The 15,222-nt window shown below is 43.2% G+C and carries 11 protein-coding genes and 1 pseudogene; 6 read left to right on the top strand and 6 right to left on the bottom strand.

Annotated features, from left to right (window positions below; genetic code table 11):
• Positions 1-224 precede the first annotated feature (224 nt).
• Positions 225-2,456 carry a bifunctional glutamate--cysteine ligase GshA/glutathione synthetase GshB gene (gene gshAB, locus PHA78_RS10815; protein WP_272158167.1) on the bottom strand — a complete coding sequence of 744 codons (2,232 nt, stop codon included), beginning with the start codon at positions 2,454-2,456 and terminating at the stop codon, positions 225-227.
• Between the two features lie 363 nt (positions 2,457-2,819).
• On the opposite strand from gshAB, the gene PHA78_RS10810 reads away from it, so the two are divergent.
• Positions 2,820-4,112: an adenylosuccinate synthase gene (locus PHA78_RS10810; protein ID WP_032510465.1), complete on the top strand. Its 1,293-nt coding sequence runs from the start codon at positions 2,820-2,822 to the stop codon at positions 4,110-4,112.
• Between the two features lie 260 nt (positions 4,113-4,372).
• On the top strand, positions 4,373-4,696 hold the full coding sequence (yajC, locus tag PHA78_RS10805; RefSeq protein ID WP_024409541.1) for a preprotein translocase subunit YajC: 324 nt from the start codon (positions 4,373-4,375) through the stop codon (positions 4,694-4,696).
• 165 nt (positions 4,697-4,861) lie between these two features.
• Here the strand turns inward: yajC and PHA78_RS10800 are convergent, their stop codons facing one another.
• On the bottom strand, positions 4,862-6,616 hold the full coding sequence (locus PHA78_RS10800; protein ID WP_029175660.1) for an IS1634 family transposase: 1,755 nt from the start codon (positions 6,614-6,616) through the stop codon (positions 4,862-4,864).
• A gap of 336 nt (positions 6,617-6,952) precedes the next feature.
• Between PHA78_RS10800 and PHA78_RS10795 the strand changes: the two genes are divergently transcribed.
• The 4 genes from PHA78_RS10795 (at position 6,953) to PHA78_RS10780 (ending at position 12,465) form a co-directional block, all read left to right on the top strand.
• Positions 6,953-7,708, top strand: a complete 756-nt coding sequence (locus PHA78_RS10795) for an isoprenyl transferase (RefSeq protein WP_029185628.1) — start codon at positions 6,953-6,955, stop codon at positions 7,706-7,708.
• Between the two features lie 21 nt (positions 7,709-7,729).
• Entirely contained in the window at positions 7,730-8,524 is a 795-nt protein-coding gene (locus PHA78_RS10790) for a phosphatidate cytidylyltransferase (RefSeq protein WP_272158568.1), read from the top strand.
• 9 nt (positions 8,525-8,533) lie between these two features.
• Positions 8,534-9,793 (top strand): RIP metalloprotease RseP, encoded by a 1,260-nt coding sequence (rseP, locus tag PHA78_RS10785; RefSeq protein WP_272158166.1) that lies wholly within the window; start codon positions 8,534-8,536, stop codon positions 9,791-9,793.
• Positions 9,794-10,602: 809 nt separating this feature from the next.
• Positions 10,603-12,465, top strand: coding sequence for a proline--tRNA ligase (locus PHA78_RS10780; protein WP_272158165.1), 1,863 nt, complete (start codon positions 10,603-10,605; stop codon positions 12,463-12,465).
• Between the two features lie 79 nt (positions 12,466-12,544).
• On the opposite strand, the pseudogene PHA78_RS10775 reads toward PHA78_RS10780, so the two are convergent.
• The 4 genes and pseudogenes from PHA78_RS10775 to dhaK form a co-directional block, all read right to left on the bottom strand.
• A pseudogene (locus PHA78_RS10775) lies at positions 12,545-13,189 on the bottom strand (MIP/aquaporin family protein); the annotation flags it as partial.
• Positions 13,190-13,231: 42 nt separating this feature from the next.
• On the bottom strand, positions 13,232-13,606 hold the full coding sequence (gene dhaM / locus PHA78_RS10770; RefSeq protein ID WP_272158164.1) for a dihydroxyacetone kinase phosphoryl donor subunit DhaM: 375 nt from the start codon (positions 13,604-13,606) through the stop codon (positions 13,232-13,234).
• Positions 13,603-14,178 carry a dihydroxyacetone kinase subunit DhaL gene (gene dhaL, locus PHA78_RS10765; RefSeq protein WP_029185633.1) on the bottom strand — a complete coding sequence of 192 codons (576 nt, stop codon included), beginning with the start codon at positions 14,176-14,178 and terminating at the stop codon, positions 13,603-13,605. The genes dhaM and dhaL overlap by 4 nt, the downstream gene beginning before the upstream one ends.
• A 10-nt stretch (positions 14,179-14,188) precedes the next feature.
• Positions 14,189-15,178: a dihydroxyacetone kinase subunit DhaK gene (gene dhaK / locus PHA78_RS10760; RefSeq protein WP_099778379.1), complete on the bottom strand. Its 990-nt coding sequence runs from the start codon at positions 15,176-15,178 to the stop codon at positions 14,189-14,191.
• Between the last annotated feature and the right edge of the window lie 44 nt (positions 15,179-15,222).

Below are 15,222 nucleotides of genomic sequence, written 5' to 3'. Positions count from 1 at the left end.
CTGACGGCAGTCAGCTCACATAAATTGATGTCTGGGAATAGACTGTTTCAGCTCAACAACTAGAAATAAAGACTTGTTGACGAACTCTTTTTATCTTGGTCGAGTTCTTTCCCACTCCCAGCAACCTGCAGCTATTGAGGCGAACGTGCTTTGCCCTATCTCCAGCCTTCAAAAGTTCCACGAACCTTTGAAGTAAGTACTAACAAAGTAAGGAAAATGGAAAACTATAGCTCTGGAAACAATTTTTTCAAAATCTTCGGCGTAATGCTCTGACCAGGTCCTGCGTAAGTATAGGTGTGCAGGTACATGGCAGGGTTGAAGTTGAGCTCAATACAGGTGCAGTTTGGATCTTCCTTGCTTGCTGGCTTGGTGCGGTCGGGGATAATCAAGTCCACACCACAGACCCAAGCTCCCATAGCAGTCGCCATAGCGGCAGCCAGTTGCTTGTAGGACTCGTCCATCTGATTGGTCATATCGATGGAGTCACCACCCGTTGAGATATTGGAATTGCCACGCAGAAAGGCTTGAACGCCCTCTGGCAAGACCGTATCAGGTGTGTAGCCCTGTTGCTCCAACATGAGCAGTTCGATATCGCCTAGATTGATGATTTCAAGTGGCGAACGATGGTCACGCCCTCGCAGTGGATCTTGGTTTTTTTGGTCCACCAATTCACGGATGGTTGAGCTACCGTCCCCCACAACATTGGCTGCGACGCGGAGCAGGACAGCCTCGCACTTGCCATCAAGGATGAAGAAACGGTACTCGGTTCCCGCCACGAATTCCTCCACAAGCACATGGCTATCTTCTGAAAAGGCGATGTCCAGGGCTTTTTCATAGTCCGCAAGGCTGGCTGGCTCCTGGAAGATAGAGATGCCAAGGCCGAAGTTGGTAGATTTTGGTTTGACAACAATAGCAGAGCTGGCTACCTGTCCGTAATACCGCAGGGCATCTGTCTTGTTTGTAAATTCAGCTCCCGCAGGTACTGGAAAACCAGCCTGGTCCAAAATCTTCTTGGTCACCACCTTGTTGGCCATGGCGAGAGGAATGACGTAGTTGTCCTTGGAGGTCATGTTGCCATTTTTGATGTACTCGACATGGTCACCATGCCATAGTTTGAGAAATTGGTCTTCTTCATCCAAAATCTCCACGTTCAAGCCCAGCTGAATGGCGTCAAAGAGAATCATCTGGGTGGAGAGTTCCATGTTTTCATAGCCCTTGAGGGCGTATGGGGCTGTCCAAGCATAGTCATGGAAAGTCTTGCCTTGTTGCTGGCCAAATCGTTCCAAAGACCCATCTTCAACCTGCTCTGCTATTTTTCCAGAAAGGGTCAAACGAGGGTCTTGAAGTGCTGCCTCCACATGTGCAATGAGCTGGCCATAGTAGTCATCCAGTCCAAAGTGTAGAACTATGGCTTTCATGGCTGTCAAGATTGGCGTGGCATCGGCATCGCTAGGTAGAGGTGTGTGGGGATGGCTAAGGGCGATGAGATTGTTAAGTTTATCTGCTTTTGCTAAGGTGTTATCAACATCTGTCAGTTGGTCTAGCCAAAGAAGAGATAAGATAAAGAGGTGGACTGTATCAAGGGTTTCTTGACTAATAGCAAGCGGGTCATAGGGGTTCAGGTCGAAGGACCGGAATTCTAAATAAGAAATCCCCTTGCTGAGGTAGTCACGGCTAGTCTTGGCTCCACGTAGTCGGACGGAAGAGTAAAATTCCTTCTCAGCGGATAGTTGACCAGATTGGACAGCTTGTTCGATGTCGGCCACGTACTGTTGGAGAGAAGAAAAGGAAATATGAACATCATCGGAGTTGACATAGCCGTACTTGGAATTACGAATGGAACGGACGCAACCGACTTCCGTGGTTAGGAATTCTTTTTCGGCTAGGCTACTTGCTCCATATAGGTAGGTTAAGAGCCAACGATAGTTGAGGAAGTTTTGTGCTAATTTGAGGTAGAGAGTGTTTTTGAATGCGATAAAATCTGTTTCCTCGCTTAATTCAAAAAGTTGTTGGGTTAAGTCTTTTCCTAATTCAAAATTATAATGGATGCCAGACATAGACTGGACGAGCTTGCCATAGCGTTCCCCCAAACCGACACGGTATTGGTACTCATAGTCGCTATCTAGTTGAGCAATTTGGATTTCTTCTTCTGAAATCACAGGAGGCATGGATAGGGGCCAGAGATATTCTTGCTTATCCATAGAACGTGTGGCAACATCTGTAATGGCTCCCAGTAGGCGACGCGCTTCCTCCGTCGACTGAGCGATCGGTGTAATCAACTCTAACTGTGGCTCGCTGTAGTCTGTCTGGATATAGGGGTGGAAGCTACGAGAACCCAGTTTATGAGGATGGGGAGTTTGTGCAACTCTGTGGTTTGAATTGATGCGAAGTGATTCGCGCTCAATTCCAAAAGTAGCCTGAAGAATGGGGCTGTTTGGTGATAATTTTTGTAACATACTAAGTCCTTTATATTTCTGTCAAAGTCTTATTCCAATTTTATCTAGATTGGAGGGTAAATACAAATTTCTGCTACGTTTCTGGTGAAAAATGTACTAAAAATCACTGAAAGCAAACAAAGACTTCGGATTTCTCTGTTAAAAGCATATTTACACATGTCTACCTCGTGTATTTAATCGGATTTTTATGAAATATACTTTTAAAAAAATAAAAACATTCGCTATATATGAAATTATTGGAATTTCTTGAAAAAATGTTCGTTTTTTGATAGAATAGTGTGTAAAACGAAACTTGCAGGTGAGATTCCTGCCAGAAGTAGAAGAAAGGCTGGGCTGGTTAGCCAGTTCAGAGAAAGAGTGAATATGACATCAGTAGTTGTTGTAGGAACCCAGTGGGGCGACGAAGGTAAGGGTAAAATTACAGACTTCTTGTCTGCTAATGCTGAAGTAATCGCACGTTATCAAGGTGGTGATAACGCTGGACACACTATCGTTATCGATGGCACTAAGTATAAATTGCACTTGATTCCATCAGGAATCTTCTTCCCAGAAAAGATTTCTGTTATCGGTAATGGTGTGGTTGTCAATCCAAAATCTTTGGTGAAGGAAATCAACTATCTCCATGATTCAGGTGTGACAACAGATAATTTGCGGATTTCAGACCGCGCACATGTCATCTTGCCTTATCACATCAAATTGGACCAGTTGCAAGAAGAGTCTAAAGGTGAGAACAAGATTGGTACAACCAACAAGGGTATCGGTCCAGCCTACATGGACAAGGCTGCGCGTGTTGGTATCCGTATTGCAGACCTCTTGGACAAGGAGATTTTTGCGGAGCGTTTGAGAACAAACTTGGCTGAGAAAAACCGTTTGTTTGAGAAGATGTATGAGTCAACTCCGATTGAGTTTGACGAAATCTTTGAAGAATACTACGCTTATGGTCAGGAAATCAAGAAATATGTAACAGACACATCTGTTATTTTGAACAATGCCCTTGACCAAGGCAAACGTGTCTTGTTTGAAGGAGCGCAAGGTGTTATGTTGGATATTGACCAAGGTACCTATCCATTCGTTACTTCTTCAAACCCAGTTGCTGGTGGTGTGACTATCGGTAGCGGTGTCGGTCCAAGCAAGATTGACAAGGTTGTTGGTGTATGTAAGGCCTACACTAGCCGTGTTGGTGACGGACCATTCCCAACTGAATTGCACGATGAAATCGGTGACCGCATTCGAGAAATCGGTAAGGAATACGGTACGACAACTGGCCGTCCACGCCGTGTCGGTTGGTTTGACTCAGTGGTGATGCGCCATAGCCGCCGTGTGTCAGGTATTACCAACTTGTCCCTCAACTCGATTGACGTCTTGTCAGGTCTTGAGACCTTGAAAATCTGCGTGGCTTATGACTTGGATGGTGAGCGTATTGACCACTACCCAGCAAGTTTGGAGCAACTCAAACGTTGCAAACCAATCTACGAAGAAATGCCAGGTTGGTCTGAAGACATCACAGGTGTACGTAGCCTGGATGAATTGCCAGAAGCGGCTCGCAACTATGTTCGTCGTATCAGCGAATTGGTAGGCGTTCGTATCTCAACCTTCTCAGTAGGACCTGGTCGTGAACAGACCAATATCCTTGAGAGTGTATGGAGCGCAAAATAGTGTGTGAAGAGGCTGGGCAAAAAGACCAACCTCGCTTCTCAGGGTTCGTGTCAACATCTCAGCGCAGTGGTTGATTGGCAGATTTGTTCGTGTTTTACACTCCAAATCTGACCTAATCAACTGTGCGGGGGCGGGAAGACGAACTCTTTTTTTGACCGGTCGAGTTCTTTCCCGCTCCCTTTTTCTGTTTGGTCGAACTTTGCTTTCTTGTCCAGAATTTGATATAATCATGCTTATCAAACAATAAAAGAGGTAAACAAATGGAAGGTTTATTTTTGCCGCTTGTCATGGTTGCCATGATTGGTTTTATGTTCTATTCGCAACGTAAACAACAAAAACAACGTCAAGAAGCATTAAATCAAATCAAAAAAGGTGATGAAATTGTGACCATTGGTGGGCTATTTGGTATTGTCGATGAAATCGATGATAAGAAGGTTGTTCTCGATGTTGATGGTGTTTACTTGACATTTGAACGTGGTGCTATTCGTAATCGTGTAGCAAGTTCAGGTACTACATCGGCAGTTGTTGAAGAAGTGGCAGTTGAAACTCCAGAAGCAACTCCAGAATCTGCAATTGAAGAATAAGGATGAGAAACCGAGGGAAACCTTGGTTTTCTCTTGTTTTAGCCCTGCCTGATTTTTGCTATCCTAGGTAAAAATATGGTATAATCCCGTCTTTGACAGTTTTACAAGACAAAAACCTCCCTAACCCTATGCATATCAAGGGTTTAGCGAGGTTTTCTTTTTATATCAAAAATGCGTACTTTTTCTCGATTTTGACGATTGTAAAATTTTTTTCATCTTTTTTTCGCTTAGAATTTGATAATCACTTCTGAATCCAAATGTCTGATGCAGCTGGTCAGTAATAGCCGTCCGAGTGTAGTTAGGTAGATAACCAAAACCAGGCAGATACTTAAAGGTGTATGAACGTAAGGTTTCAATGAGTTCAGTACATGTGAATTGCTTCTGAACCGCCAGCTCTAAGTAACGATAGAGTATAAGAGCAAGAAAGCAAGTTGTAAAGTGAGCAGAAATGCGATCTTCTCGACTTAAATAAACTGGTCTAGCTTTCAATTCATGCTTCATAATACGGAAACATTCTTCAATTTCCCATCTTCTCTGATTAATGGAAACAATGGTCTCAATCGTATCGTCTAAGTTTGTTGTTACCGCATAAATTCCATCAAATCTAGCTTCAGAAACAATTCGTTCTTCATCCAACTCAATAAACGTTTTCTCAGCTATTTCTCCATCCCTTGTTGTCTCTGTTACTTTTAGGAAACGCTTAGGATCTGTAGATTGTTTCTTCTTGTAGTCAGCTGGTTTTCCAATCCATTTTGAGGCACGTTGAATCTGGCGTTCGCGTATCTTTCTTTGGTAATCTCTGTATTTAGCTGAGAAGGTTACAATCAATCGTTGGTCTTCTAGCCCATCTTGTGGTAAGGGGCATTCTTTGTAAAAGACTTGTCTATAGAGAAAGTCTTGATTACTTTCATCTAGTGCAGAAATATCATAGAATGTCTCGGACTTATCTCCCATCAACCGCCAACCTGTAGAAGCTGTAGCCCAGTCTTTGTCTTCTTTCTTTAACTTTTTGATAGATTGAGTTGTGACAAAGGCTCTCCCGCTGATATTATTGTAGCGTTTGTTTCCAATAGAAGATAGTCCAGCATCTGTACAGACCACAAATTGAGCTTTTTCAAAATCCTTGATAATCTTCTTCTCCAAAGGTTTCATAGTCGTTTGTTCATTCGTATTACCAGGTGTGACGGAGAAAGCTAATGGAATTCCTTGAGAATCCATAAACAGCCCCATTTGAACGATTGGATTCGGTCGATGTTCCTTAGAATAGCCATATTGTCTCAGTTGCCCCTCCTCATCTTCTTCCTCAATTTCGAAATAGAAATTTGTACAGTCGTAATAGAGGACATCAGTTTTACGAGAGGAAAGTGCAGTTGAGTTTTTATAGAGTTGTTCTTGAATAAAGTCAGTTTCTTTGGCAATAATTTCTAATCCTCGGTAGAGGTGCTGGAGTTCCAGAGTTTTAGGTTCTAGGAGAGTTTGTGAAAAATGAGCAGTAGACCGTTTAGAGGATGGGAATAGGATTCTGCCGTAGAGGAGACGAGAAAGAATGGTATCTAAGTGAAAACTAAAGTGATACCTCTTCTGAATATCTTGACAGATTTTATCCAATCCCAACTGATAATAGATATTCTGTAGAAATAAATATCCCCCATGATATTCATTTCGTTGATTTTGTTTCAACTGTTTATTCTCATGAAGTTTGACTAATATTTCTTGTTTATCTTCTTTATCAAGTTCGGTTAACTCTTTAGCCCGCAATTTTGCCCATTCCATTGGTTCCATTTCGGGATGTAGCTGTTGAAGAGTTTCATGATTGCCGAGATTTTCGACAATGGTTGATGTCCGTTTGTTTCCGACCTTGATATCTTTGATAATGGCATAGTTGATAGTATTTTTAGATACTGATTTTTTAACTCTCATGGATTCGCACCTCACTCTATTATACCACAGTACGAGAAAGTACGCAATAAAAATGTGCGAGAATTTGACAAAAAAATAGCGTCACATCAACGTTTGTGACACTTTTGGTGGTTTCAAACTGTCAAACTCCCGTGTAGCAAGTTCAGGTACTACATCGGCAGTTGTTGAAGAAGTGGCAGTTGAAACTCCAGAAGCAACTCCAGAATCTGCAATTGAAGAATAAGGATGAGAAACCGAGGGAAACCTTGGTTTTCTCTTGTTTTAGCCCTGCCTGATTTTTGCTATCCTAGGTAAAAATATGGTATAATGAAACGATTATACAATAAGGAAAATACCATGTTTAAATTTAATTTTAAAAAGAAAGAAAGCATTGAAACAGCAATTGAAGTCCCTAAGCATATCGCTGTGATTATGGATGGCAATGGCCGTTGGGCGAAAAAGCGGATGCAGCCACGTATTATGGGGCATAAGGCTGGTATGGATGCACTTCAAAAGGTTACCAAGACGGCTTCTGATTTGGGAGTAAAGGTGTTAACTGTCTATGCCTTTTCTACAGAAAACTGGTCTCGACCGGAAAAAGAAGTGAAGTTTATCATGAATCTACCTGTGGAGTTTTATGATAAGTATGTTCCTGAACTCCATGCCAATAATGTCAAAATTCAGATGATTGGTGACCATTCAAAACTTCCTGTCCCGACTCTCAATGCGCTTTATAAAGCCGAACAAAAGACAAAGAGTAACACTGGTTTGATTCTCAATTTCGCTCTTAACTATGGCGGTCGTGATGAGGTAACTCGCGCAGTCAAGGCTATTGCGCAAGATGTCTTGGATGCCAAGTTCAATCCTGGAGATATTGATGAGAAATTAATAGCGGATTACCTCTATACAGGAACCTTATCACCAACGTTACGCGATCCCGATCTAGTTATCCGTACAAGTGGTGAACTTCGTCTTAGCAACTTCCTACCGTGGCAAACAGCCTATAGCGAGCTGTATTTTACAGATGTGGCATGGCCGGATTTTGATGGTGAGGCTCTTAAATTAGCAATCAAAGAATACAACCGACGTCATAGACGGTTCGGTGGTGTATAAGGAGAATTTATGACAAGCGATTTGCAAAAACGAGTAATGTTTGGGGGAATAGCCTTAGCTATTTTTCTTCCCTTTCTATTGATTGGTGGGACAGCATTTCAATTTTTCGTGAGTTTGCTAGCGATGATTGCGGTTGGTGAATTAATAAAAATGAATGGTTTAGCACCCAATTCTATTGAGGGGATGTTAACAATGCTTGCAAGTGTAGTTTTGACCCTGCCACTAGAAAATTTCCTAACATTTTTACCTACGGATGGAAATTATACAGCATATGCTATTGTTGTATTTCTATTACTAGGTTCAATTGTTTTTAATTTCGGTCAGTATAATTATTCAGACGTTGTTTTTCCAATTGCTTCAAGTTTTTATATTGGTATTGGCTTCCATAACCTTATCTTAGCTCGAATGGATGGGTTGAATAAGGTATTTTTTGCCCTATTGATTGTCTGGGCGACAGATATCGGTGCCTACTTAATTGGAAGACAGATTGGTCGGAGAAAGCTACTTCCAAGAGTATCTCCAAATAAAACGATTGAAGGATTTATTGGTGGTATACTTTCTGCGGTAGTAGTTGCTCTCATTTTTCTAATATTTGATAAGTCCTTATTGGCTGGCTATTCACTTGGTATGATGCTATTGTTAGTTGTTATTTTCTCTATATTTTCACAGTTTGGTGATTTAGTGGAAAGTGCAATAAAGCGTCATTTTGGTGTGAAAGACTCGGGAAAAATCATTCCGGGACACGGTGGTATCCTAGATCGTTTCGATGGTATGATTTTTGTTTTCCCAATCATGCACTTCTTTGGACTGTTTTAAGGAGGCATTATGAAGGGAATATTAGCATTTATCTTTATATTCGGAGTTATCGTCATTGTCCATGAATTTGGTCATTTCTATTTTGCCAAAAAATCAGGTATTCTCGTCAGAGAATTTGCCATTGGTATGGGGCCAAAAATCTTTGCACATATTGGTAAAGATGGCACAGCCTACACTATCCGTATTCTTCCTCTGGGTGGCTATGTTCGTATGGCTGGCTGGGGTGAAGATAAGACGGAAATCAAGACAGGTACACCTGCTAGCTTGAGCTTGAATGCAGATGGGATTGTCACTCGTGTCAATCTTTCTGGTAAGCAACTGGATAATCATAGTTTGCCCATGAATGTGACCAGTTTTGATTTTGAGGAAAAGCTTGAAATCACCGGTCTAGTTCTTGATGAAAGCAAGACCTACAAGGTTGACCATGATGCAACGATTGTGGAGGAGGATGGGACGGAAGTTCGGATTGCTCCACTTGATGTTCAATATCAGAATGCTACTGTCTGGGGGAAGTTGATAACCAACTTTGCTGGACCCATGAATAACTTCATTTTAGGTATTTTCGTCTTTATTATGCTGATTTTTGCGCAAGGTGGGGTTGCAGATCCAACCAGTAATGCCGTTAGTATTACAGACGGTGGTGCCTTACAGGATGTAGGTATGGTGACAGGTGATAAAATCTTGTCGGTCAATGGTCAAGCTACGGATACTTACACAGATATTGCTAGCATCATCAGTCGGGTAGCCTCAGAAGCCTCAACAGCTCCAAGTTTTGATTTGGTTGTTGAACATGAGGGGACTGAAAAATCGCTCACAGTTACTGCTGAGAAGGTTGACGATAGTTACCGAATCGGAATTTCACCGATTTTAAAAACTGGTTTCCTTGAAAAGATTATTGGGGGCTTCCAGCAAGCGGGTGCGACAGCAGTTATTGTTGTAACTGCCTTGAAAAACTTGATTGCCAACTTCGACATCAAGCAATTGGGTGGACCTGTTGCTATTTATTCTGTCAGCAATCAGGCTGCTACAAATGGCTGGTTCTCAGTCTTTAACCTGATGGCTATGCTGTCGATCAATATTGGTATTTTCAATCTTATCCCTATTCCAGCCTTGGATGGTGGTAAGATTGTGATGAATATCCTAGAAGCCATTCGCAGAAAACCACTCAAACCAGAGACGGAATCTTATATCACTCTAGCAGGTGTAGCCGTTATGGTGGTTCTTATGATAGTAGTCACTTGGAATGATATTATAAGAGTCTTCTTCTAAGATAATTTGAAATTTATGAAAGGAATTGATTGCGTGCTAAACGTAGGATGTTCTGAAAAATACGAAAGGAATTGAATGCGTGCTAAACGCAGGATGTTCTGAAAAATACGAAAGGAACTGAACACGGGCTGAAACCTGTGCATTCCTGATAAACAAAAGATGAAAGGAATTGACTGTGTGCTAAACGCAGGATATTCTGAAAAAATACGAAAAAGAAAGGAACAGAGAGTTTTCAGATTTGAACTCGAGCGTCAGCGAGGGGTTTGAAAAGCTAATTCTTTGTCTTCCAATCAAGTAAACTATGAAAGGAATTGAATGCGGGCTGAAACCTGTGTCTTCCTGATAAACAAAAGATGAAAGGAATTGACTGCGTGCTAAACGCAGGATATTCTGAAAACTACGAAAAAGAAAGGAACAGAGAGTTTTCGGATTTGAACTCGAGCGTCAGCGAGGGGTTTGAAAAGTTAATTCTTTGCCTTCCAATCAAGTAAACTACGAAAGGAATTGAACACGGGCTGAGACCTGTGCATTCCTGATAAACAAAAGATGAAAGGAATTGACTGTGTGCTAAACGCAGGATATTCTGAAAAAATACGAAAAAGAAAGGAACAGAGAGTTTTCAGATTTGAACTCGAGCGTCAGCGAGGGTTTTGAAAAGCTAATTCTTTGTCTTCCAATCAAGTAAACTATGAAAGGAATTGAATGCGTGCTAAAAACTTTACGAAAAAGATAAACCTGCCTAGTGCCAAAGGCACTGCGTTAGGTTTCCTATTTTCGTTTCGTTTTCTTAACGCACTTATATCTTAACTATGAAACAGTCTAAAATGATTATCCCTACTTTGCGGGAGATGCCTTCGGATGCGTCGGTGATCAGCCACGCTTTGATGTTGCGTGCGGGTTATGTCCGTCAGATTTCTGCTGGTATTTACAGCTACTTGCCATTGGCTAACCGTGTGATTGAAAAAGCAAAAAACATCATGCGTGAGGAGTTTGATAAGATTGATGCTATTGAATTTTTGGCACCAGCTCTCTTGTCAGCGGACATTTGGCGTGAGTCAGGTCGTTACGAAACCTACGGTGATGACCTCTACAAGCTCAAAAATCGTGAGGGCTCTGACTTTATCTTGGGACCAACTCACGAAGAAACGGTGACTCTTTTGGCGCGTGATGCGGTGCAGTCTTACAAGCAGTTGCCGCTTAACATCTACCAAATCCAGCCAAAATACCGTGATGAAAAACGTCCTCGTAACGGTCTTCTTCGTGGTCGTGAGTTTATCATGAAAGACGGTTACAGCTTCCACGCCAGCTATGAAAGCTTGGACCAGACCTATGACGACTACAAGGCAGCTTACGAGGCAATCTTCACTCGTGCAGGATTGGAGTTCAAGGCCATTATCGGTGACGGAGGTGCCATGGGCGGTAAGGACAGCCAGGAATTTATGGCCATTACCCCAGACCGTACGGATTTGGACCGTTGGGTTGTCTTGGATAAGTCGGTTGCTTCTTTTGATGAAATCCCGGAGGATGTTCTTGAAGCGATCAAGGAAGAACTCTTGGCATGGTCTGTGTCTGGTGAAGACACCATCGCCTACTCTAGCGAATCAGGCTACGCTGCCAACCTAGAAATGGCAACTAGCGAGTACAGACCAAGTACAGCAGTTGTCGTCGAAGAAGACTTGGTTAAAGTAGCGACGCCAGATGCCAAAACCATCGACGAAGTTGCTGCCTTCTTGAATGTTGCGGAAGAGCAAACTATCAAAACCATGCTCTTTATGGCAGACGGTGAGCCAGTTGTTGCCCTCCTTGTTGGCAATGACCAGGTCAACGATGTCAAGTTGAAAAACCACCTTGGCGCAGATTTCTTTGATGTAGCAAGCCCAGCTGATGCAGAAAAAGTCTTCGGTGCAGGTTTTGGTTCCCTTGGACCAGTCGGCTTGCCAGAAAACATCAAGATTATTGCAGACCGCAAGGTTCAAGATGTGAAAAATGCTGTTGTTGGTGCCAACGAAGACGGTTTCCACTACACAGGTGCCAATGCAGGGCGTGATTTCCAAGTGACTGAGTATGTGGACATTCGCGAAGTCAAGGAAGGCGAGCCTTCTCCAGATGGACACGGGGTTCTCAACTTTGCCCGTGGTATCGAGATTGGTCACATCTTCAAACTCGGTACACGCTATTCAGACAGCATGAATGCCAACATCTTGGATGAGAATGGTCGTTCTATGCCGATTATCATGGGATGCTACGGAATCGGTGTTAGCCGTCTCTTGTCAGCCGTTCTTGAACAACACGCTCGCCTCTTTGTTAACAAGACACCAAAAGGTGAATACCGTTATGCTTGGGGCATCAACTTCCCTAAAGAATTGGCACCGTTTGATGTGCATTTGATTCCAGTCAATGTCAAAGATGAAGAAGCAATGGCCTTGACTAAGTCAATCGAAACAAGCTTGGTGGCTGCTGGTTATGAAGTCTTGACAGATGACCGTAACGAGCGTGTCGGCGTTAAGTTTTCTGACAGTGACTTGATTGGCTTGCCAATCCGTGTGACTGTTGGTAAGAAAGCAGCTGATGGCATCGTCGAAGTGAAAATCAAGGGCACAGGTGATACTGTAGAAGTCCATGTGGACCAACTCCTTGAAACCTTGCAAATCCTTACAAAAGAAAATGAATAACAGAAAAAGACTTGGTTGATGATAGCCAAGTCTTTGTTGATAAAGTAGGCTTGGTTCTAGTCACCCAAGGCTATTTTTTTTATAACATATTTAGTAGGAGGTTATAGAGGATAGCTCCTGCGACTCCTCCAAGAATTGGGCCAACAACTGGGATCCAGCTGTAAGACCAGTCAGAATCTCCCTTGTTTGGAATTGGAAGGATAGCATGCATGATACGAGGACCTAAGTCACGAGCTGGATTGACTGCGTAGCCTGTCGTTGATCCTAGTGAGAAGCCGATTGCAAATACGATAAGTCCCACGATGATTGGGCCGAGGCCAGCGCTGACATTGTTAGGACCAATTGCAAGGATTCCCATGACTAAGACAGCTGTACCAAGAGCTTCGCCGAGCAAGTTTGAAGCTGTGTGACGAAGAGCTGGTCCAGTAGAGAAGGTAGCAAGGATTGTTCCGCTATCTTTTGTTTCCTGCCAATGTGGGTAGAAATGGAGATAGAGGACGATGGATGCCAACATTGCTCCAGCAAATTGGGCAAGTAGGAAGCCTGGGACTTGAGCCCATGGTAGGGAGCCGATAGATGCCATTGCGATAGTGACAGCTGGATTCAGGTGGGCAGGTCCAAAAATTCCTGATATGTAGACGGCAATTGTTACAGCGATGCCCCATCCTAGTACGATGGTCAGCCAGCCGCTATTTTCAGCCTTGGTTTTAGAGAGGATGCAACCACACCGTTTCCAAGTAATTCTCCAATCAGATATAATGACCTCCTATTTATTGATTGTCAGTTCTTTTAATTGTTCAAGAATAGTCTCCAAGTCAGCTCCAGCCTGTAAGAGAGCTGCGGCAGTATAGCAACCTTCGACGACTGGTACGGTTTGGATAAGAATTTGTTTGTCTGTAAAATCGGCAGCAAGTTCCATGTTCATTCGGGCGCTACCTAAGTCGAAAAAGGCAAGGAGGGTATCAGCAGAGTTTGCCTCAATTCGCTCTTGTACGATTTCAAAGCTAGTACCGATGCTACCATCTTCTAGTCCGCCACAATAGGTGATGGGAATATCGTTTGCGACTTCAGATACTAGGTCGATGATTCCCTGGGCCAAATTTTTTGAATGGGATACGAGTAAGATACCAACCTTTGTCATAGTTCTGCCTCCAACATGGCTTCAAAGAGAAGTCCAGATGAGAAAGAGCCTGGATCAATGTGTCCAATAGACCTTTCCCCAACATAGGACGCGCGTCCCTTGGTTGCAGCAATATCCTTTGTCCCTTGAACGGCTTTATGGATAATTTCCGTTGTCAGCTGGCTTTCTCTTAGGGCAGAAATAACAGGAATCCACACGTCTACCATGGTTTTCTCGCCCAATTCAGCCTTGCCACGTTTTTGGATCATCTCCAAACCTGCTTGAAGCGTATCTGCCAAATCAGCGCCAGCTTGACTGGCTTTAGTAATACCCATAAAGGCAGAGCCGTAGAGAGGGCCGGAAGCACCGCCAACCTTGCTGAGAAGTTGCATGGCAACCACCTTAAAGACTTGGTCAGCAGTCTCATAGTCTTTTTCAGATAGCTCCTGCATGACGGCAGCCATTCCGCGCGCCATGTTGCCCCCGTGATCTCCATCTCCGATTGGAGAATCGAGTTCGCTCAAATAATCTTTGTTTTCTTGAATTTTTTTGTTGAATGTCTCCATCCAGAGCAGTGCTTGTTTTGCATCCATAGTCTTTCTCCTACCAAGCTACCACTTCAACAGGGGCCTGCAAAGCGTCAATCCAGCTTGGGTCTTCTAGTTTGATTAAGGTCAATGACAGTCCAGCCATATCAATCGATGTCATGTAGTTACCGATTTTCTTGTAATCGACAATAACCCCTTTTTTAGCTAGTAATTGCGCAACGTCGTTGGCAAAAACATATTGCTCCATGAGAGGAGTTGCTCCAAGACCGTTGATAAGGACACCGTAGTGTTCACCATCTTGAATGTCAAAGCCTTCAGCCAATTTCTCAACCAATTCTTCAGCCAATCTTGCAGATGGTTGGAGTTTTTCTTTCTTATAGCCAGGTTCACCATGGATACCGACACCGTATTCAAATTCATCCTCTTCAAGGACGAAGCCTGGTTTACCCACTTCTGGTACCGTAGCACCTGATAGGGCTAAGCCGATAGTCTTGATTTGTGGGACGAGACGGTCAGCCAGTTCCTTAATCTCAGCCAGAGATTTGCCAGTTGTTGCAGCGTGACCGAGAATCTTATGGACAAGGATGGTACCAGCTACACCACGACGACCTTGGGTATAGAGGCTATTTTCCACAGCGATGTCATCGTCCACAACGACACTGGCCACTTCGATGCCCTCCATTTCCGCCAATTCTTGTGCCATCTCAAAGTTCATGATGTCGCCAGAGTAGTTTTTGATGACCATAAAGACGCCGGCTCCCTCGTCAGCAGCCTTGATGGCTTCCAAGATTTGGTCTGGTGTTGGTGAGGTAAATACTGCGCCACATACAGCGGCGGACAACATGCCCTTGCCGACAAAGCCTGCATGAGAAGGTTCGTGACCAGAGCCACCTCCTGAGATGATGCCGACTTTACCAGTTTTTTCAGCCTTGCGGATAATCACATCAAATCCATCGATACGATCGACAAGATCTTGGTGCATAAAGACAAGTCCTTTTAACATTTCATCAACGACATGTTCGGGTTGATTGATAATCTTTTTCATGAGAAAACTCCTTTGTTTTTGTTTTCGCTTTCATTCTACATTGT

It is taken from the genome of Streptococcus sp. HN38 (assembly GCF_028335765.1).
GTDB classification, from domain to species: Bacteria; Bacillota; Bacilli; order Lactobacillales; family Streptococcaceae; genus Streptococcus; species Streptococcus suis_P.
The sequence above is the reverse complement of the archived record's forward strand: the minus strand, read 5'-3'. Positions and strand labels throughout refer to the sequence as shown.